This window comes from Xanthomonas protegens, from assembly GCF_038442435.1.
In the GTDB taxonomy this organism is placed as follows: Bacteria; Pseudomonadota; Gammaproteobacteria; order Xanthomonadales; family Xanthomonadaceae; genus Xanthomonas_A; species Xanthomonas_A sontii.
Genome location: NZ_JAQJCQ010000012.1, coordinates 151054 through 171410 on the forward strand (window position 1 = coordinate 151054; position 20357 = coordinate 171410).

Genomic DNA, 20357 nt, shown 5'->3' on the forward strand with positions numbered 1-20357 from the left:
ATGGCCGGAAGCATCCGTCTGGCGCGCGAGCAGGAGTTGGCGCGATTGCCGGAGATCGAGCGCCGCGCCGGCGCCCTGCTGCAGGGGCATCCGGCGCAGGCCGCGTTCGCGGCGCACCCGTTGGAGACGGACGCCCTGCGTGCCGGACTGGCGCGCAAGCAGTTGTGGGTAGTGCTGGACGACGATGACGACTGCGCAGGCTATCTGCTGGGCGGGTGCCTGGACGACGGCTTCCACGTGCAGCAGATGGACGTGGATCCGCGCTACGGACGCCGCGGCCATGGTCGGGCGTTGCTGCGGCATGCGCGCGCGGCCGCAGTCGCCGCCGGCTTCCCGTGCATGCTGTTGACCACCTTGCGCGACGTGCCCTGGAATGCGCCGTTCTATGCCAGCGAGGGCTTCGTCGAGCTGCCGCCTACGCAGTGGGGGCCGCAGCTGCGCGCCACCTGGCAACAGGAAGCCGCACTCGGTTTCCCGATGCACCTGCGGGTGGCGATGCATTGTCCGTTGCCATCGCGCTGACGCGCGGCAGTCGGCGCCCTCGGTCGCGGGCGTACCGTTGCACGGGGCCGAGCGGACGTCGTGCACGTCCAACGCGTCCCTCGCGCCGGCCTTGGTCGCTTCATCTACAAGACCGGCGTCGAACCAACGGTCGAGGAATGCATGCTTGTCATCGCAGGGTGATCGCGCACCTGGTCATCGACCGGGGCGCAGCGTCGACGCGTGGTGCGCGCCCAGACCCACGCTGACGGCCTTCGCTGCGACCTGAAGCATCACCTGCAGCCTCACGGCTCGCCCTACCCGCGATTACGCTCTTCGGGTCCCGGGTCCCGGGTCCCGGGTCCCGGGTCCCGGCTCTCCAATCCCCAATCCCCAATCCCGAATCCCGAATCCCGAATCCCGAAAAGACTCAACCCCGCTCCCCCTGCGGCAACTGCACCGTCACGCACAGTCCGCCTTCGTCGCGGTTGTGCAGCGACAGGCGGCCGCCGTGGGCTTCGACGATCTCGCGGGTCAGGGCCAGGCCCAGGCCGGTGCCGTTGCGCTTGGTCGAGTAGAACGGCATCAACGCGTTGTGCAGCACGGCCTCGTTCATGCCGCTGCCGCGGTCCAGTACTTCCAGGCGCAGCCAGTCCGGGCGGGTGGACACGCGCACGCGCACGCCGTCGGCCGGCGTCTGCCCCTCAGGCAGGGATTCGTGTGCGTTCTTGACCAGGTTGAGCAGCGCCTGCTGCAGTTGCGCCGGATCGACCCGGCTGTGCAGATCCGGCGACTCCAGGTCCAGCGCGAACGGAATCTGCTGCTGCAGCCCGGCCAGGAACTGCGCCCAGTGCACCGTCTGCAGTTGCGGCTGCGGCAGCTTGGCGAAGCGCGCGTAGCCGCGGATGAAGCCCTCCAGGTGCCGCGCGCGTTCCTCGATGGTGCCGAACACCTCTTCCAGCCGCTCCACCTTCTGCCGCCGCACCAGCTCGGCGCCGGAGTGCGCCAGCGAGGCGATCGGCGCCAGCGAGTTGTTGAGTTCGTGGCTGATGACCCGGATCACCTTCTTCCAAGTGTGCACTTCCTGGCGGCGCAGTTCGGCGGTGAGCAGGCGGATCAGCAGCAGTTCGTGCGGGCGGCCGTTGAGATGGAAGCGGCGCTGCGACAGGTGGTAGATCTGCTCCTCCTCCGGATCCTCGTCGCTGCCTTCGATGGCGAACAGACTGTCGCCACCGCGCGAGATCGCCTCGCGCAGCGGCGCCGGCACGCCCAGCAGCAGGTCGTCCAGGCGCTGTCCTTCCAGCTTCCAGCCGCTGTGCAGCAGCTTGCGCGCGGCCAGGTTGGAGAACACCACGCGGCGCAGGCCGTCGCCGCCCTTGGAGGTGAGCAGCATCGCCACCGGGGTGTTCTGCACCATGGTGTCGAGCATCAGCTCGCGCTGCGCCAGGCCCTGGCGCTGCTCGCGCAGGATCTCGCCCAGTTGCGCGTGCGCGGCGACCATCTCGCCGAGTTCGTCGTCGCCGCGCCAGTGCACGCCGAAGTTGTATTCGCCGTCGCGGTAGCTGCTGACGGTGCCGGCCAGGGCGCGGAACAGCGAGCGCATCGGCGCGGTGGCGCGGCGCAGCGTCCACCACATCAACAGCAGCAGGGCCAGCGCCGAGGCCGTGACCACTTCCCAGCCGCGGTCCATCCAGTAGGCCAGCAGCCACGGCAGGGCGGCGGCCAGCGCCAGCACCGGCAGCAGGCGCAGGAACAGCATGACGGTGAAGGAGCGGCGCAGTTTCATTCGCGCGGGATGCCGTAGCGGTCCATGCGCCGGTACAGCGCCTGCCGGCTCATGCCCAGTTCGGCGGCGGCCTGGGCGATGACGCCATGGGCGCGGCCCAGTTCGGCCACGATGCGTTCGCGGTCGGGTTCGGCGGCGGCGGCCGTGCGCGGCGCTGCGGGCTTGGGCAGGTTGAGGTCGGCGGCCTCGATCTGCGCACCGCCGGCCAGCAGTTCGGCGCGCTGCACCACGTTGCGCAGTTCGCGCACGTTGCCGGGCCAGGCGTGGCGCTGCAGCGCCTGACAGGCGCCGGCCGACAGCGGCTTGTCGCCGGAGAGGAAGTGTTCGGCCAGCGGCACGATGTCGCCGGGGCGCTCGGCCAGCGCCGGCAGCGACAGTTCCACCGCGTTGAGCCGGTAGTACAGGTCCTCGCGGAAGCTGCCGTCGCGGATCATCGCGGTCAGGTCGGCATTGGTGGCGCTGATCACCCGCACCTTGACCTGCCGCTCGCGGTTGGAGCCGAGTCGCTCGAAACGGCCCGTCTCCAGCACCCGCAGCAGCTTCATCTGCCCGGCCAGCGACAGGTTGCCGATCTCGTCCAGGAACAGGGTGCCGCCGTCGGCGGCCTCGAACTTGCCCTCGCGCACCTTGTTGGCGCCGGTGTAAGCGCCGGCCTCGGCGCCGAACAGCTCGGCCTCGATCAGTTCGGCCGGGATCGCGCCGCAATTGAGCGCCACGAACGGGCCACGCCGCACCGAGGAGTTGGCCTGGATGATCTGCGCGATCTTCTCCTTGCCGCTGCCGTTGGGGCCGGTGATCAGCACCGGCAGTTCCGAGCGCGCCACCTGGCAGGCCAGGGCGATCGCGCGCTCGCTGGCGGGGTCGGCGAACACTGCGCCGCACAGGTCGTAGCGCTGCGCCAGTTGCTGGCGATGGCGGCGCTCGCCGTCGCGGCGGCGCTCCAGTTCGCGGCGGGTCTCGGACAGTTCCAGCAGGTTGTTGACCGTGGTCAGCAGCTTGCGGTCGTCCCAGGGCTTGGCCAGGTAGTCGGCGGCGCCTGCCTTGACCAGTTCCACCGCGCTGCTGAGCTGGGTCCAGGCGGTCAGCAGGATCACCGGCAGATCCGGATGGCGCGTGCGGATCGCCTCGAACAGGGCCACGCCTTCCTCGCCGGAGGTGGTGTCGGCGGTGAAGTTCATGTCCTGCAGGACCAGGTCGATGTCGCCCTCGCTCAGGCGCTGCAGGCCGGCCTGCGGGCTCTCGGCATGGACGGTGTCGATGTCGTGCAGGGAGAACAGCACTTCCAGCGCGGTGGCGACCGCAGGGTTGTCGTCGATGATCAGCAGGCAGGGCATCGTGCACCTTGGGCGCGGCGGGACACGCCGGCGGAGAAAAACGGACCAGGCGGCATCATCGCAGCCCGCGCGCGGCTTGTCGTGCCTGCGTGCATCGGCGGCTCAGACACTGCGGGTGGCCACCGCCGGCGGCACCGCCGCGGCGCGACGTGCGGGCGGCAGCACCGCGAGCTGGCCGAGCAGCCACAGCACCACCGCGCCGACCGGCAGGTACCACAGCGGCAGCCGCGGCAGTTCGTAGGCGCTCATCAGGTACAGGTTGGCGGCGTAGGCCAGCAGCATGCCGAGCACGATGCCGGTGCTGGCGAGCAGGAAATTCTCCAGCTGGAAATGCCGCAGGATCTGCGTGCAGGTGGCACCGAGCGCGCGGCGGATGCCGATCTGCTTGGTGCGCTGCTGCACCCAGAAACTGGTCAGGCCGACGATGCCCAGGGCGGTGACCAGCAGCAGCGCCACGCTCACGCCGACCAGCAGCCAGGCCATCGCCTGGTCGTCGCGGTAATAAGCCGCGCGTGCCTGCTGCAAGGTCCGGGCGCCTTTCACCATGCGCCGTGGACCGTGTTGCGCCAGCGTCGCCTTGGCTTGCCGCAACACCGCCTCGCGCTGTGCCGGGTCGCGTACGCGCAGCAGATAGGTGCCGTGATCGTAGGGAACGTTCACCGGGAACAGCATCGTGTCTTCGTAGTGGCCGGTGGTCCCGCCTTCGCGGGGCTGCACCAGGCGTTGCACCACGCCGACGATGCGGTGTTCGCCGTAGACGTAGATGGTGCGGCCCACCGCGTTCTGGCCGGGGAACAGGCGTTGCGCCAGCGATTGGCTGAGGATGACCGAGGGCGGGATGCGCTTGGCCACCGGATCGCGTAGTTGCGCGTCGTCGATGAATTCGTCGTCCGCGAAGCGGCGTCCTGCGACCAGGTGCAAGCCCAGGGTGTCGAGCAGCCGTGCGTCACCGAAGTACTGCACCGCGTGCAGGGTGCTGCGTTCCTGATCCGGACTGAGCGACACGCCGCTGTAGCCGAGCGAATCGCCGAACAGCGCCTGGTTGATGATGCTGGCGTCGCGCACACCCGGGATGCGTCGCAGCGCGTCCAGGTCGGCCCGGGTCTGCGCTGCGCCATTGCCGTCGCTGACCACGCTGCGGCTGCGCAACTGCACCAGCTCCTGCTCGGCAACGCCGCTGGGCCGCTGCATGCGCTCGAGCCGCTGATCGATCAGGAACAGCGCATTGCAGACCACGGCGCAGCTGAAGGCGATTTCCAGCACGATCAGGCTGGCCGCGACGCGGTGCTTGCGCAGACTGGAGAGAATGGGATGGAGGGACACGGCGGGAGTTCCTGGCGAAGAGGGCGCGCGTGGCGCGTCATTGCGACTTGAGCTGCAGGGCGGTGGGCACGCGCATCGCCTGCCAGGCCGGCAGCAGGCCGGCGAGCAGGGCGCTGCCGAGGCTCAACGCCAGCGCGAGCAGCAGCATGCGGCCATCCATGTGCGCCAGCGCGGCGTAGGTGGACGGCTGCTGCCGCACCAGCCAGGTGCCGATCCATGCCAGCAACAGACCGGCGCTGCCGCCGACCGCGCCGATCGCCGCCACTTCGACCAGGTGCTGGGCGAAGATCGCGCGGCGCGAGGCGCCCAGCGCGCGGCGCACGCCGATCTCGCCGCTGTGGCGCAGGAACTTGGCCAGCATCAGCCCGGCGGTGTTGAGCAGGCAGATGCCCAGGAACGCCAGCGCCAGCCACACCTGCAGGCGCACGTCGGAGGGGACGGCGTGGTTGCGGTCCAGCCAGGTCATCACGTCGCTGAGGCGGATATCCGGTGGATGGCGGAAGCGGCCGGCGTCGCGTTGCTGCTGCGCATAGGCCTGCAGCGCGTCCAGGTAGGCGGCGCGCTTGCCGGGGCTGTCCAGTTCCACCCAGTACTGGATCCAGGCGCAGGGGGCGTTCGCGCTGGTCCTGTTGCCGGCATGGTCGCCCCAGCATGACATCGAGCCGCTGACGTCCAGGTCCAGGTCGCGTGCGGTGGAGAACGGCACGAACACGTCCTCGCTGTCGCCATACTCGTTGTTGGTGAGATCGTAGAAGCGCGGGTTCATGTCCCAGACGTCGATCACCCCGACCACCCGCAGCACGGCATCGCCGAGCTGCAGCTGGCGGCCGACACTGTCCACGTCGCCGAACAGCTGGGTACTGAGCCGCCGCGAGATCACCGCGACACGTGCGCGCCGGGCATCGTCGTCCGCGGTCCAGGCGTGGCCGTAGCGCATCGGCACCGCGAACATCGGGAAGAAGTCGGCACTGGTGTAGCGCGCTTCGGCGCCGAACGGGGTCAGTTGCGGTTGCGCCGGCACCACCGTCACGCTGCCGGCCGACATCATCGCCTGGCGGTCGCCGCGCCGGTCGCGCAGCAGCGTCTCGGCATCATGGCGGGTCAGTTGCTGCGGGTCGGTGTCGTTCGGATCGTAGTGGTCGTCCGGCTGAAGATTGAGTTCCACGTTGAACAGCTGCGCGCTCTTGCCGGGAATGGGATCGGCCGCCAGCACGTGGAACACGGTGAGCGTGGTCATCGACGCGCCGATGCCGACTGCGATCGCCAGCACCATCAGGGCGGTGAGCAGCCGGTTGCGGCGGAAGCTGTGCAGCGCCAGTTTGCAGTAGTAGCCGAACATCGTGGCGTCCTGGAGAAGGGGGCGGTGGCGGGCGATGGAACGAGTCAGAGGCTGCGGGTGGCCACGGCCGGCGGCACCGCCGCCGCGCGCCGCGCCGGCGCGAGCACCGCGCACTGGCCGAGCAGCCACAGCGTCGCCGCGCCGAGCGGCAGGTAGGACAGCGGCAACCGCGGCAGTTCGTACCGGCCCATCAGCCACTGGTTGATCGCGTACGCCAGCAGCATGCCCAGCGCGATGCCGGCGCTGGTCAGCAGGAAATTCTCGGCCTGGACGTCGCGCAGGATCTGGCTGCGGGTCGCGCCGAGGGCGCGGCGGATGCCGATCTGCCGGGTGCGTTGCTGCACCCAGAAGCTGGCCAGGCCGACGATGCCCAGCGCGGTGACCACCAGCAACGCCACGCACACCGCGCCGAGCAGCCACACCATGGTGCGGTCGCCCTGGAAGTAGGCGTCGCGGATCTCGCTGTAGGTCTGCTGCTCGAGCACCAGCCGGCTGCTGTCCACCTGCATCAGCGCCGCGGTCGCCGCGGCGAGCACGGCCTGGCGTTGCGCCGGGTCGCGCACGCGCAGCACGTACAGCCCGTCGGTGTAGGGCATGCGCAGCGGAATCAGCAATGCGTAGGGCGCCTGCGCCGGGCCGACCAGGTCCGGGTTGGGGCGGGCAAGGGCGTCGACGATGCCGACCACCTGCGCCGGCACGGTGCCGCGGTAGACGGTCCTGCCCAGCGCGTTCTGTCCGGGGAACATCTTTTCCGCCGCCGCCCGGTTGAGGATGACCGCGCCGCCGGCATTGCGCAGGCGCTCGTCGTTGCGCAGGGCGTCCAGGTCCAGGTACTCGTCGGCGCGGAAATCGCGCCCGGCGATCAGGCGCAGGCCCAGCGTGCGCAGCGTGGCCTCCTCGGCCTTGTACTGCGCGGCATTGAGCGTGGGCCATTCCTGGTCGGGGGTCAGATTCAGGCCGACGTTCCAGGCGGCGTCCCCGAACGGCATCTGGTTGACGACGGTGGCGTTGCGCACGCCGGGCAGCGCGCGCAACGCGGCCAGGTCTTCGCGGGTGCGTGCCGCCGCGTCGACCTGCCGGCCGATGCCGCCGAGGGCGATCGTCACCAGTTCCGCTTCGGCGACGCCGCTGGCGCTGCGCAGGGTCGCGATGCGGTTGCCGATCAGGAACAGCGCGTTGCACACGATCGCGCAGGCCAGCGCGATCTCCAACACGATCAGCGTCGCCGCGGTGCGGTGCCGGGACAGCGTCGAGAGCATCGGGCCCAGTGCCATGGCGGCGACGCTCAACGGCCGCGCCGCACCGGCGCCGCCTGGCCGATCGGGCACGGCTGCGGCCACGCAGGCGCGTGGCGCAGAAGACCGGATGACGGCAGTGGGCGATGGTTGCGGGGCATGGCGCGCTCGATGAAAAAAGGCCGGCCGGAGCCGGCCAAGGGGATGGATCAGGTGCTGCGGGTGGCGACGGCCGGTGGCACGTCGGCGGCGCGGCGCGCCGGCGCGAACACCGCCAGCTGGCCGAGCAGCCACAGCGCCACCGCACCGATCGGCAGGTAGGACAGCGGCAGCCGCGGCAATTCGTACTTGCCCATCAGCCACTGGTTGATGGCGTAGGCCAGCAGCATGCCGAGCACGATGCCGGTGCTGGCCAGCAGGAAGTTCTCGGTCTGGAAGTAGCGCAGGATCTGCCCGCGGGTGGCGCCGAGCGCGCGGCGGATACCGATCTGCTTGGTGCGCTGCTGCACCCAGAAGCTGGCCAGGCCGACGATGCCCAGCGCGGTGACCACCAGCAACGCCACGCACACCGCACCGAGCAGCCACACCATCGCGCGGTCGCCCTGGAAGTAGGCGTCGCGGATCTCGCTGTAGGTCTGCTGCTTGAGCACCAGCCGGCTGCTGTCGACCTTCATCAAGGCCGCGGTCGCCGCGTTCAGCACTTCCTGGCGCCGCGCCGGGTCGGTGACGCGCAGCACGTACAGGCCGTCGGTGTAGCTCAGGCGAAACGGCAGCAGCATCGCGTAGTCGATCTCGGCCAGGCCGCTGGTGGCGGTGGGCCGCGCCAGGGTCTCGACGATGCCGACCACGCGGGCGCCCACCGGCCCGGTGTACACGGTCTTGCCCAGCGCGTTCTGCCCCGGGAACATCTTTTCCGCGGTGGCGCGGTTGAGGATGATGGCGGTGCCTTTCTCCTGGATCCGCTTGTCGGTCTGCGCCGCTTCCAGATCCATGTACTCGTCGGGCGCGAAATCGCGTCCGGCCACCAGCTTCAGGCCCAGGGTCTTCAGCGTGCCTTCCTCGGCCATGTACTGCGCCGCGTTCAGGGTGGGTCGCTCCTGGTCCGGGGTCAGCGACAGGCTGGTATTCCAGGAGTAGCGCACGAACGGCACCTGGTTGAGCAGCGTGGCGCTGCGCACCCCGGGCACGGCGCGCAACGCGGCCAGGTCCTCGCGGGTGCGCGCAGCGGCGTTGACCTGCTGGCCGATGCCGCCCAGCGAGATCGTCACCAGTTCCGACTCGGCGATGCCGCTGGGCCGGTGCAGGGTCTCGATGCGGTTGCCGATCAGGAACAGCGCGTTGCACACGATCGCGCAGGCCAGGGCGATCTCCAGCACGATCAGCGCGGCGGCGGTCTTGTGCCGGCGCAGGGTGGACAGGATGGGGCGGATATCCATGGCGATGACCTTGTGAGAATGCGTGGAAGGCGCAGGGCGCGCAGGATCAGGACTTGAGTTGCAGGGCGGGGGCCACCTGGATGGCGCGCCACGACGGCAGCAAGCCGGCGAGCAGGCTGGCGCCCACCGCCATGGCGAAGGTCAGCGCCAGCATGCTCGGATCCAGGTGTGCCAGCTTGGCGTAGCTGGCCGGCTGCTGGCGGACCGCCCACAGCCCGAGCGTGGCCAGTCCCAGGCCGGCCACGCCGCCGGCCAGGCCGATGGCGCCGGCCTCCACCAGGCATTGCGCGAAGATCGCCCCGCGCGAGGCGCCCAGCGCGCGTCGCACGCCGATCTCGCCGCTGCGGCGCAGGAACTTGGCCAGCAGCAGGCCGACGGTGTTGAGCAGGCACACCAGCAGGAAGCCCATCGCCAGCCACAGCTGCAGGCGCACGTCGCCGGGCACCACTTCGTTGTGGTCCAGCCACTGCATGACGTTGCGCAGGCGCACGTTGTTGGGGCGCTGGAAGCGGCCGGCGGCGCGCTGCTGGGCCGAATAGTTCTCCAGGTAGGCCTTGTAGTCGGCGGCCTGCGCCGGGCTTTCCAGTTCCACCCAGTACTGCACCCAGGTGCAGGGCGCATTGAGCGCGGTCTGGTCGCCGTTGCTGTCGCCGAAGCAGTTCATGCTGCCGTTGCGGTCCATCTTCAGGTCCATCGCCACCGAGAACGGCAGGTAGGCCTGTTCGTCCGAGCCATAGGTGTTGGTGAGGTCGTAGAAGCGCGGCTTGGCCTCCCAGGCGTCGAGCACGCCGACGATGCGGAAGGTGTTCTGGTCCATGCGCAGTTCGCGGCCGACGCTGTCGGCGCCGTCGAACAGCTTCTCGTTGAGCTTCCGGCTGATGACCACCACGCGGTCGTGGCGCTCGTCTTCGGTGCCGGTCCAGCCGTGGCCGTACAGGAACGGCGTGTCGAACATCGGGAAGAAGTCCGCGGAGGTGAAGCGCACTTCCGACTTGAACGGTTTCAGGCCGCTCTTGGTCGGTTCGATCGCCACGCTGCCGCCGGTCATCAGCGCCTGACGCTTGGCGCGCTTCTCGCGCAGCAGCGCCTCGGCATCGAACCGGGTGTTCTGCGAATCCGGTTCCTCGCCCGGCTGGTAGCCGGACTTGGGCTGCGCATCCACCTGCACGTAGAACAGGCGGTCGCTCTTCTGCGGGATCGGGTCGCCGGAGAGCACGTAGAACACGGTCAGCGTGGTCATGCTGGCGCCGATCCCCAGGGCGATGGCCAGCACCATCAGTGCGGTGAGGACCTTGTTGCGGCGGAAGCTGCGCAAGGCGAGGCGGACGTAGTAGCCGAACATGGGAACTCCGGGGTCAGGCGCTGCGGGTGGCGGTGGCGGGCGGGACGGCGGCGGCGCGCAGGGCGGGGCCGAGCACGGCGCACTGGCCGAGCAGCCACACCGCGACGATGCCGGTCAGGACGGTGGGCGAGGACAGCCGCTCCAGTTCGAAGCGCTGCATCAACCACTGGTTCATGACGTAGGCGAGCACGGCGCCGAGCAGCGCGCCGCCGCCGACGATCAGCAGGTTTTCCAGCTGGAAGTAGCGCAGGATGTCGCCGCGGGTGGCGCCGAGCGCGCGGCGGATGCCGATCTGCCGGGTGCGCTGCTGCACCCAGAAGCTGGCCAGCCCACCGATGCCCAGCGCGGTGACGGTAAGCAGGATCAGGATGATGGCCAGCAGCATCCGCGCCACCGCGCTGTCGCTCTTGAAGTACTCGGTCCGCAGTTCCTGCATGGTGGCCACGCGCTGCTGCACGTAGGTGGGGTTGGCGCGCTGCATCGCCGCCGCCGCGCGCGGCAGCACCTGCGCCAGTTGCCCGGGCGTGCTGCGGATCAGGTAGCCGCCGCCCCAGCCTTCGCTGCCGATGCGGATCTCGGTGAGCAGCGCATCGGCATCGTCGTCGTGGCCGGTGATGTCGCCGCGCACCGGCGCCATCACCCCGACGATGTCCAGGCGCACCTGCTGGTTGAAGGTGCTGGTGTAGAGGGTGCGCCCCAGCGGCGACGCGCCGGGGAACAGTTTGGCGGCCAGCGAGGGCGTGATCAGGGCCGGCAGGCGCCGCTCGATCTCCGGCGGCGCACCGAACAGGTCCGAGGCGCCGGTCAGCTCCGCATCGCGCAGGTCGCGACCGGCGACGATGCGGATGCCCAGCGTGCGGTTCAGGCCCTGGCTGCCGAGGAACAGGCGCGCACGGGCGACCGCTTGCGTGGCCTGCGGCTGCAGGAACAATTGCGCCTGCGTCGGGCCCCACAGCGGCGGCGTGCCGAACGCCGCCGCTTCCACGCCGGGCACCGCCTGCAGGATGTCCAGGCTGCGGCCGACGCTGCTGACGCTGCCCGGCTCGCCGACCACGCTGATGCTCTGGATCAGGCCGATGTCCTGTTCCATCACCCCGGTCGGGGTCTGCACGCGCTGGTAGGTGCGGGCGATGATGAACACCAGGTTGCACAGCACCGCCAGGGTCAGGGCGATCTGCAGCGCCATCAGCACCACCGCGGCGCGATGGCTGCCCAATGCGGACAGGATGGGACGCACGGGAGGCAGCGGGGTCATAGCGATTTCACCTGCGGGGCGGGGGCGATGCGCGAGGCGCGCCAGGCCGGCCACAGGCCGGCGGCCAGCGCCGAGAGCGTGGCCACGGCCAGGGCGATGCCGAGGATCGCGGGATCGGCATGCGCCTGCTGCGCGTAGGCCACCGGTTGCTGGCGCACCAGCCACAGGCCGATCCAGGTCAGCGGGATGCCGAGCAGGCCGCCCAGGCAGCCGATCAGCGCCGATTCGGCCAGGCACTGCGCGAACACCGCGCGGCGGCTGGCGCCGAGCGCGCGGCGCACGCCGATCTCGCCGGCCTTGCGCATGAACTTGGCGACCAGCAGGCCCACTGCATTGAGCAGGCACACCAGCAGCACGCCGAAGGCGATCCAGGTCTGCATGCGCACCGTGGCCGGCACCACCCGCTTGTAGTCCAGCCAGTCGACCAGGCCGCGCAGGCGGGTGTTGGGGGCGCGCTCGAAGCGGCCGAGCTGGCGCTGCTGCGCGCTGTAGGCGTCCAGCGCCGCGCGATAGCGCCGCACCTGCTCCGGCGTGTCCAGCCGCGCCCAGTACTGCACCCAGGTGCACTGCGCGGCCTTGGGATCGTGCAGGCCGGCCTCGCCATCCTTGCCCCAGCACTGCATCGGCCCGTAGCCATAGTCCTGCGGCAGGTCCAGCCAGGTCTCGAACGGCATGTACAGCGCTTCCGGCGGCGTGTACGCGCCAGAGTTGAGGTCGTAGAAGCGCGGCTGCGCATCCCAGGCGTCGATCACCCCGATCACCCGGAACGGGCGGGTGGCGATGGTCAGGGTCTTGCCGACGCTGTCGGCGCCGCCGAACAACGCGTCGTTGAGCTTGCGGCTCAGCACCACCACCGGCGCGCGCTGGGTATCGTCGCGATGGCTCCAGCCGCTGCCGTAGAGGAAGCGCATGCCGAACATGCCGAACAGGTCGGCGGTGGCGGCGCGGGTGGTGAGCATGCGCAAGGGACTGTTGGGCACGGTCTGGCGCACCGGCAGCCAGTTCGCGCTGGTCATGGTCTGCGCCGGCGCCGCCTGCGCCCGATACAGCGCGGTGGCGTCCTGCCAGGTCAGCTCGTCCGGCGGCTCGGGGTCGGCGCTGGGCAGGTTGCGCGGACGCGGATCCAGCTGCGGATGGAACAGCGTGGCGCTGTGCCCGGGCAGCGGGTCGCCGGAGAGCGTGTGCAGCACCGTCAGCATGGTCATCGACGCGCCGATGCCGAGCGCCACGGCCAGCACCATCAACCCGGTCAGGATGCGGTTGCGGCCGAAGCTGCGCAGCGCCAGGCGAAGGTAGTAAGCGAACATGCGGGCTCCGGATCAGGCGCTGCGGGTGGCGATGGCGGGGGCGACGGCGGCGGCGCGCAGCGCCGGGCCGAGCACGGCGAGCTGGCCCAGCGCGCACAGCAGCAGCGCGCCGACCGGCAGGTAGCTGGCCGGCAACCGTTCCAGTTCGAAGACCCGCATCAGCAGCACGTTGCCGCCGTAGGCCAGCAACATGCCCAGGGCCACGCCGGCGCCGACCAGCAGCAGATTCTCGGTCTGGAAATAACGCAGGATGTCGCGGCGGGTGGCGCCGAGCGCGCGGCGGATGCCGATCTGCTTGGTGCGCTGCTGCACCCAGAAACTGGCCAGGCCGACGATGCCCAGCGCGGTCACCAGCAGCATCGCGACGATGATCGCGACCAGCAACCCGGTCATCGCCCGGTCGCTCTGGAAATACGTTTGGCGCAGGTCGTCCAGCGGCTTGCTGTTGGCGTTGTCCAGCACCGCCTCGGGCACCGCCCGTGCCACTGCGGCGCGCGCCTGCGCCAACACCCGTGGCACCTCGCGCGGATCGGCGCGCAGCACGTAGGTGCCGGACTGCGCGGCCTCGCGCACCGGGATCACCACCGACCAGTCGCTGCCGATCACGCCATCCTCGCTGCGACCCGGATCGGGGCGTGCCAGGTGCTCCAGCGTGCCGATCACGCGGAAGTGGCCGCCGGACCAGAATTCCTTGCCCAGCGGATCCTGGCCCGGCCACAGATGCGCGGCCAGCGCCCGCGTGATCCACACGCCGGCAGCGGTCGGGATGCCGTTGTCGAGCGGCTGGTAGTCGGCCTCGCCGAAGGTGCGGCCGCTGTCCGGCTGCAACGCCAGTGCCGCGACGGCGCCCGGGCTGACCATGTAGAAGTGCGGCACGCCGCCGACCTGGGTGCAGTCCTGGTCCAGGCACAGCCCGTTGTTGAACACCGGCGGCGCGAACGGGACCGTGTTGATGGCGCCGGCCGCGCGCACGCCGGGCGTGCGGCGCACCGCATCCAGCGCGCGGGCGTTGACGTCGGCGGCGTTGCAGCCGTCGCAGCCGGACAGCGACACCAGGCCCAGCGCGGTCTCGTCGATGCCGCTGCGCAGGTGCACCAGCTCCAGACGATTGCCGATCAGGAAGAAGGCGTTGCACAGCACGGCGCAGGCCAGCGCCACTTCCAGCGCGATCAGCGCCGCGGCAATGCGATGGCGCGACAGCGCGCTCAGGATGGGAGTGATGTGCATCGTCGTGCGCCCCGGTTACAGACTCTTGAGTTGCATGGCCGGCGCGATACGGCTGGCGCGCAGGGCAGGGAACAGGCCGGCGGCGAGGCTGCAGGCGATCGCCAGTGCGAAGGTGCCGGCGAACGTCGTCGGATCCAGATGCGCCAGGTCGGCGTAGGCGGTGGGCTGCTGGCGCACGCTCCACAGGCCCAGCAGGGTCAGCAGCCAGCCGCCGGCGCCGCCGAGCAGGCCGATCACGCTGGCCTCGGTCAGGCACTGAGCGAAGATCGCGCGGCGCGACGCCCCCAGCGCGCGTCGCACGCCGATCTCGCCGCCGCGGCGCAGGAACTTGGCCAGCAGCAGGCCGACGCTGTTGAACAGGCACAGGCCCAGAAACGCCAGCGCCAGCCAACTCTGCAGGCGCACGTCGCCCGGCACCACGCGGTTATGGTCCAGCCATTGCGGCAGGGACAGCAGGCGCGCGGTGTCGGCGCGGCCGATGCGCCCGGCGGCGTGCTGCTGCGCGGCGTAGTCGGCCAGCAGCCGGCGGTAGTCGGCGACCTTCGCCGGCGTGTCCAGCTGCACCCACAACTGCAGCCACACGCACGGCGCGCTGCGCAGGTCCAGGTTGGTCTCGGGCTTGCTGAAGCAGGTCCACGGCTGGATGTGGCCGTCGTTGACCTCCAGGCTGCTGGACAGCGGCATGAACACGTCCTGCGGCCGTCCGTAGAAGCTGGCGGTATCGCCATGGGCGAAGCTGCCGCCGGCCAACGTGTAGAACAGCGGCGACGGCCGCCAAGGTGCCAGCACGCCGACGATGCGCACCGCCGTGCCGCGAACCAGCAGGCTGCGGCCGACGCTGTTGCGGCCTTGGAACAGCTTGGCGTTGAGGTCGGACGAGATCACCGCCACCCGCGCCCGGTCCTGGTCGTCGCGCGCGCGCCAGCCGCTGCCGTAGGCGAACGGCACCTGGAACATCGGGAAGAAATCGGCCTGGGTCATCAGCAACTGGGTCATGAACGGCGGGGTCGCGCCGTCTGCCGCGTGCACCTTGATCTCGCTCTCGGCGACCATGGCCTGGCGATCGGCGCGCCCGCGCGTCCACAGGTCCATGGCCGAGGGGTAGTCGAGCTTGTCGTACGGCTTCTGGTTGGCGCCGTTGCTGGGGCGCGGATCGATTTGCGCGAAGAAGATCTGCTGGCTGCGCCCGGGCAAGGGATCGCCGGACAGCAGCCGCATCACCGTCAGCGTGGTCATCGCCGCGCCGATGCCCACGGCGATGGACAGCACCATCAGCGCGGTGAGCACCGGGCTGCGGCGCAGGCTGCGCCACGCTTGCTGGAAGTAATAGCCGAGCATGTCGGTCTCCGCGCCGTCGCCGTGCCGGTCAGGGCGTGGCCGCGGTGCCGTGGCCGCCGTGCACCAGCACCGGTTCGCGCTGCAGGTCGGTGGCCTGGCCGTCGACGATGTGCACGTTGCGCTGCGCGCGCGCAGCCAGCTCCGGGTCGTGGGTGACCATGACGATGGTCGAGCCCTGCGCGTTGATCTCCTCCAGCAGTTCCATCACCCCACGCGCCATCTGCGAGTCGAGGTTGCCGGTCGGTTCGTCGGCCAGCAGCAGGCGCGGGCTGCCGGCCAGGGCGCGGGCGATCGCGGCGCGCTGCTGCTGGCCGCCGGACAGTTCGGACGGATAGTGCTTCATGCGCGAGCCCAGCCCGACCCGGCTCAGCGCCTCCTCGATGCGCTGCTTGCGCTCGGCCGCGCCCATGCCGCGGTAGCGCAGCGGCACGTCGACGTTGTCGAACAGGTTGAGGTCGGGGATCAGGTTGAAGCCCTGGAAGATGAAGCCGATCTTCTGGTTGCGCATGCGCGAGCGCGCATCGTCGTTGAGGTTGCTGACGTCCTGGCCGTCGAGCAGGTACTGGCCGCTGGTGAAGGTCTCCAGCAACCCGGCGATGTTGAGGAAGGTGGTCTTGCCCGAACCCGACGGCCCGGTGACGGCGACGAACTCGCCCTCGCGGACATGCAGGTCCAGCGAGCGCAACGCATGCGTCTCGACCTGTTCGGTGCGGAAGACCTTGGAGACGGAGCGCATTTCGAGCATGGCGTGAGTTCCTGTGGTGGTGGAGCGGGGATTGGGGATTGGGGATGTCGAGATTCGAAAGCAGCGGCCAGGAGAGGAAAACGAGAGGGACTGACGAATCCCCATTCCCGAATCCCCAATCCCGGCTCCTAATGCACCGTCACCTGCGGCGCATCGCCGAACAGGTCGCTGCCGGAGACCACGACCCGGTCGCCCGGCTGCAGGCCCGAGCGCACTTCGACTTCGCCCAGGCTGGTGACGCCCAGTTCGACCGGGCGGCGCACCGCCGAGTCGCCGTCCATGACGTAGGCGTAGCGGCCGCCGGACTGTTCGACGAACGGGCCGCGCTCGAGCTTGAGCACGTTCTTGCGGGTATCCAGCAGCACCCGCGCGCTCATGCGCTGGCTCTGGCGCAGGCCCGGCGGCTGCTTGTCGGTGAAGCGGATGCGCGCGTTGACCTCGCCGTTGACCACTTCCGGCGACACCGCCGAGATCGCGCCGGCGAAGGGTTCGCCGGCGCCGCTGGTCAACTGCGCCGGCATGCCGATCGCCAGGTCGCGGGCGAAGCTTTCCGGCACCTTGATCTCCAGTTCGAACTTGGACAGGTCGACCACGCTCAGCACCGGCGCGTTGGCGGCGACGTTGGTGTGCTGCGAGACCTGCACCTGGCCGACCTGGCCGTCGAACGGCGAGCGCAGGGTCAGCAGGTCGACCTGGCGCTGCACCTCGGCCACCACCGCGCGCTGGCGCTCGGCGAGCAGGCGCTTGTTGCGCGCGTCCAGCGAGGCGCCCTGCGCCTGCAGGCCCGAATCCTTCTGCGCATGGCTCATCGCGATGTCGGCCTTCTTCAGGGTGTCCTGGGCCTTGGCCAGCTCCACCGCCGGCACCGCGCCGCCTTCATAGCCGCGCTGGTAGCGCTCCAGGTCGCGGCTGGCGGCCTGCCGCTCGATCTGTGCCTGGTCGATCAGCTTGCTGGCGTTGGCGCGGGCCAGGGTCGCGTCCAGGTCGGCACGACCGGCCTCGGCCTGCAGGCCGGCCAGGGTGGCTTCTTCCTGAGCGAGCTTGCTGCGCAGCTCCGGGCTGTCGATCTCGGCCAGTTCCTGGCCCTGCTTGACCACGTCGCCGGCGACCACCTTCAGGGTCACGGTGCCGCCGGAGATCGCGTACAGGGTGGGGCTGTTGGCGGCGATCAGGCGGCCGTCGGCGGAGATGTCGCGGACCAGATCGCCGCGGGTCACCGTGGCGATGCGCACCCGCTGTGCGTCGAACGAGCGGCTGCCGGCGATCCAGCCGCGTGCGGCGAAGGCGATGCCCAGCAGCACCAGCGCGGCGATCAGCCCGGGCCACAGCCAGCGGCGCCAGGTGGCGGAGCGGGGGCGGGCGAGAACCTGGTCCTGGGCGGAGGTGTCACGGATCATCGGACGGTCGCAGCGGTGAGGATGGAGACTTCACAGCACGATGCGTGCCAACTGCAAGCCATTGAATTGCATGGGCGCGGACGGCGCGGACAGGTGTCCGGGTGTCCGCGGACACGTTCGCGGACACTGGGGCGCGGCATGCTCGGGAATGGGTGACACGCCCTGTGTCCGGCAGCGGACAGCGGCGAGACATTCAGCGGACTTCGCTAGAATGGCGGACTTTTCGGCGAAGGGCGTGGCTATGTGCGGTATCGTCGGTGCGATCGCGGATCGCGATGTGGTTCCGGTCCTGATCGAGGGGCTCAAGCGCCTGGAATACCGGGGCTACGACTCGGCCGGCATCGCCGCCATCGCCGACGGACAGGTACGCCGCGTGCGCCGCACCGGCCGCGTGTCCGAGACCGAGAGCGCCGCGCTGGCCGAGGGTCTGCACGCGTCGCTGGGCATCGGCCACACCCGCTGGGCGACCCACGGCGGCGTCACCGAGGCCAATGCGCACCCGCACGTCAGCCACGGCGACCTGGCCCTGGTCCACAACGGCATCATCGAGAACCACGAGCAGCAGCGCGAGCGCCTGACCGCGCTGGGCTACGTGTTCGAGTCGCAGACCGACACCGAGGTCATCGCCCACCTGATCCACCACTACATCGCCCAGGGCCGCGACCTGCTCGGCGCGCTGCAGGCGGCGGTGAAGAAACTGACCGGCGCCTATGCCGTGGCCGCGGTGAGCAAGTCGCGCCCGGACCTGCTGGTGTGCGCGCGCATGGGGTGCCCGCTGCTGATCGGCCTGGGCGAGGGCGAGAACTTCATCGCCTCCGACGTCTCGGCGGTGATCCAGGCCACGCGCCGGGTGATCTTCCTGGAAGAGGGCGACACCGCCGAGCTGCGCCGCGACGGCGTGCAGGTGTACGACGCGCAGGACCAGCCGGTGCAGCGCGAGCCGCACGTGTCCGACGTGTCGCTGGCCTCGCTGGAACTGGGCCCGTACCGCCACTTCATGCAGAAGGAGATCCACGAGCAGCCGCGCGCGCTGGCCGACACGCTGGAGGCGCTGTTCGACGCCGGCGGGTTCGACACCACGCTGTTCGGCGGGAAGGCCGAGGCGCTGCTGGCCGACGTGGACGGCGTGCAGATCCTGGCCTGCGGCACCAGCTACTACGCCGGCCTGACCGCGCGCTACTGGATCGAGGGCATCGCCGGGCTGCCGTGCAGCGTGGAGATCGCCAGCGAGTACCGCTACCGCGATGCCTGCGCCAATCCGCGGCAGCTGATCGTGACCATCTCCCAGTCCGGCGAAACCCTGGACACGATGGAGGCGCTCAAGTACGCCAAGGCGCTGGGCCATCCCAAGACCCTGTCGATCTGCAACGTGCCCGAGAGCGCGATCCCGCGCGCCAGCGCGATGGTGCTGTACACCCGCGCCGGCGCCGAGGTCGGGGTGGCCTCGACCAAGGCCTTCACCACCCAGCTGGCGGCGCTGTTCCAGCTCACCTGCGTGCTGGCCAAGCGCCGCGGGCGGCTGAGCGCCGAACAGGAGGCCGAGTACCTGGAGCAGCTGCGCTACCTGCCCGGCAGCGTGCAGCACGTGCTCAACCTGGAACCGCAGATCGCGGTGTGGGCCGAGCGCTTCGCCGACAAGCACAACGCGCTGTTCCTCGGCCGCGGCCTGCATTACCCGATCGCCCTGGAAGGCGCGCTCAAGCTCAAGGAGATCACCTACATCCACGCCGAGGGCTATCCGGCCGGCGAGCTCAAGCACGGCCCGCTGGCGCTGGTCGACGCCAACATGCCGGTGGTGGTGATCGCGCCCAACGACACGCTGCTGGAGAAGGTGAAGTCGAACATGCAGGAAGTGCGCGCGCGCGGCGGCGAGCTGTTCGTGTTCGCCGACCAGGACAGCAACTTCAGCGAATCCGAGGGCGTGCACGTGATCCGCACGCCACGCCACGCCGGCGTGCTCAGCCCGGTGCTGCACACCGTGCCGGTGCAGTTGCTGGCCTACCACACCGCGCTGGCGCGCGGCACCGACGTGGACAAGCCGCGCAACCTGGCCAAGTCGGTGACGGTGGAGTAAGGCGCCGCACCGCTGGCTTGGCAGACGCCATGGCCGGCTGCCAGCGCACTGGCCCGGGTTATGCATAAGCTTCCTGCGAGGGTTCCCACCACGCAGGAGGACGCATGTACGAGTCTTTCAGACAGGGGGCGCCGGCCGAGCTGTGGCAGGCGCTGGTGCACGAGGCCGGGCAGCGCCTGGGCCGGCCGCTGGACGAATCGCGCGAGCACTATCTGGTGTTCGTGCTGCTGCGCTACCAGCGCGATGCGCAGATGCTGGCGCGCATCCAGGCGCTGGCCTGGCTGCATGCGCAGGAGCAGGTGGGGCGTGCGCGCGCCGACGCGTTGCGCGAGGTCGGTGACGGTTGCCTGCTGATCGCCGGGCTGTTCCCCGGCGTGGCGGCGCGACGTCGGGTCAGCGTGGACTACTTCATCGATCTCGGCCGCGGCGCCTATGCCGAAGTCGCCGAGACACGCGACAGCGACGCCAGCCTGTTCGGGCAACTCGCGCGCAGCTACCGTGAGCTGGTCCGCACACTGGGGGCGCTGCGTCCGCCGCGGCACGAGGTGGCGGCGTTGCAGGCGGCGCTGCACGCGTGAGCGGTGGTGAGGTGCGTCGGATGCCCTACGCCGTTCATGCCTGATGCGCTGTGCCGCGGCCCCGGTTCCGCATCTTGTAGGAGCGGGGGGGGGGGGGGGGCGGGGGGGGGGGGGGCCGCCCCCGGCGGGGGGGGGGGGGGGGGGGGCGGGGGGGGGGGGGG

General features: G+C 70.4%; 16 protein-coding genes. 3 read left to right on the plus strand and 13 right to left on the minus strand.

The genetic code is table 11. The features are described 5' to 3' along the window. Positions 1 to 522, plus strand: a complete 522-nt coding sequence (locus PIQ37_RS14880; protein WP_342074032.1) for a GNAT family N-acetyltransferase — start codon at positions 1 to 3, stop codon at positions 520 to 522. Between the two features lie 388 nt (positions 523 to 910). Here PIQ37_RS14880 and PIQ37_RS14885 read toward each other — a convergent pair whose 3' ends face one another. From PIQ37_RS14885 to PIQ37_RS14950, 13 genes are all read right to left on the minus strand, one after another. Beyond that, on the minus strand, positions 911 to 2266 hold the full coding sequence (locus PIQ37_RS14885; RefSeq protein ID WP_017916671.1) for a sensor histidine kinase: 1356 nt from the start codon (positions 2264 to 2266) through the stop codon (positions 911 to 913). Then, positions 2263 to 3600 (minus strand): sigma-54-dependent transcriptional regulator, encoded by a 1338-nt coding sequence (locus PIQ37_RS14895; protein WP_407136592.1) that lies wholly within the window; start codon positions 3598 to 3600, stop codon positions 2263 to 2265. Before PIQ37_RS14895 ends, PIQ37_RS14885 begins: the two co-directional genes overlap by 4 nt. Before the next feature lie 102 nt (positions 3601 to 3702). Continuing rightward, complete coding sequence (locus tag PIQ37_RS14900; RefSeq protein ID WP_342074033.1) at positions 3703 to 4923, minus strand: ABC transporter permease; 1221 nt, start codon at positions 4921 to 4923, stop codon at positions 3703 to 3705. 37 nt (positions 4924 to 4960) lie between these two features. Then, positions 4961 to 6262 (minus strand): ABC transporter permease, encoded by a 1302-nt coding sequence (locus PIQ37_RS14905; protein WP_342074034.1) that lies wholly within the window; start codon positions 6260 to 6262, stop codon positions 4961 to 4963. 44 nt (positions 6263 to 6306) lie between these two features. Then, on the minus strand, positions 6307 to 7536 hold the full coding sequence (locus PIQ37_RS14910; RefSeq protein WP_342074046.1) for an ABC transporter permease: 1230 nt from the start codon (positions 7534 to 7536) through the stop codon (positions 6307 to 6309). 170 nt (positions 7537 to 7706) lie between these two features. Continuing rightward, complete coding sequence (locus tag PIQ37_RS14915; protein ID WP_043093380.1) at positions 7707 to 8933, minus strand: ABC transporter permease; 1227 nt, start codon at positions 8931 to 8933, stop codon at positions 7707 to 7709. Positions 8934 to 8979: 46 nt separating this feature from the next. Next, positions 8980 to 10275, minus strand: coding sequence for an ABC transporter permease (locus PIQ37_RS14920; protein WP_342074035.1), 1296 nt, complete (start codon positions 10273 to 10275; stop codon positions 8980 to 8982). A gap of 13 nt (positions 10276 to 10288) precedes the next feature. Continuing rightward, a complete protein-coding gene (locus tag PIQ37_RS14925; RefSeq protein WP_342074036.1) occupies positions 10289 to 11530 on the minus strand; it encodes an ABC transporter permease in 1242 nt (413 codons plus the stop codon). Further along, on the minus strand, positions 11527 to 12837 hold the full coding sequence (locus tag PIQ37_RS14930) for an ABC transporter permease (RefSeq protein WP_342074037.1): 1311 nt from the start codon (positions 12835 to 12837) through the stop codon (positions 11527 to 11529). Before PIQ37_RS14930 ends, PIQ37_RS14925 begins: the two co-directional genes overlap by 4 nt. Before the next feature lie 12 nt (positions 12838 to 12849). Further along, positions 12850 to 14064, minus strand: a complete 1215-nt coding sequence (locus PIQ37_RS14935) for an ABC transporter permease (protein WP_342074038.1) — start codon at positions 14062 to 14064, stop codon at positions 12850 to 12852. Positions 14065 to 14079: 15 nt separating this feature from the next. Continuing rightward, on the minus strand, positions 14080 to 15402 hold the full coding sequence (locus tag PIQ37_RS14940; protein WP_342074039.1) for an ABC transporter permease: 1323 nt from the start codon (positions 15400 to 15402) through the stop codon (positions 14080 to 14082). A gap of 28 nt (positions 15403 to 15430) precedes the next feature. Beyond that, positions 15431 to 16147: an ABC transporter ATP-binding protein gene (locus tag PIQ37_RS14945; RefSeq protein ID WP_017913622.1), complete on the minus strand. Its 717-nt coding sequence runs from the start codon at positions 16145 to 16147 to the stop codon at positions 15431 to 15433. 128 nt (positions 16148 to 16275) lie between these two features. After that, positions 16276 to 17544: an efflux RND transporter periplasmic adaptor subunit gene (locus PIQ37_RS14950; RefSeq protein ID WP_342074040.1), complete on the minus strand. Its 1269-nt coding sequence runs from the start codon at positions 17542 to 17544 to the stop codon at positions 16276 to 16278. Between the two features lie 241 nt (positions 17545 to 17785). Between PIQ37_RS14950 and glmS the strand changes: the two genes are divergently transcribed. Both glmS and PIQ37_RS14960 read left to right on the plus strand, forming a co-directional pair. After that, a complete protein-coding gene (glmS, locus tag PIQ37_RS14955) occupies positions 17786 to 19618 on the plus strand; it encodes a glutamine--fructose-6-phosphate transaminase (isomerizing) (RefSeq protein ID WP_342074047.1) in 1833 nt (610 codons plus the stop codon). A 104-nt stretch (positions 19619 to 19722) separates the two neighbouring features. Next, the gene (locus PIQ37_RS14960; RefSeq protein ID WP_342074041.1) at positions 19723 to 20196 is read left to right on the plus strand and encodes a hypothetical protein; all 474 of its coding nucleotides are present in this window, start codon (positions 19723 to 19725) and stop codon (positions 20194 to 20196) included. Positions 20197 to 20357 lie beyond the last annotated feature (161 nt).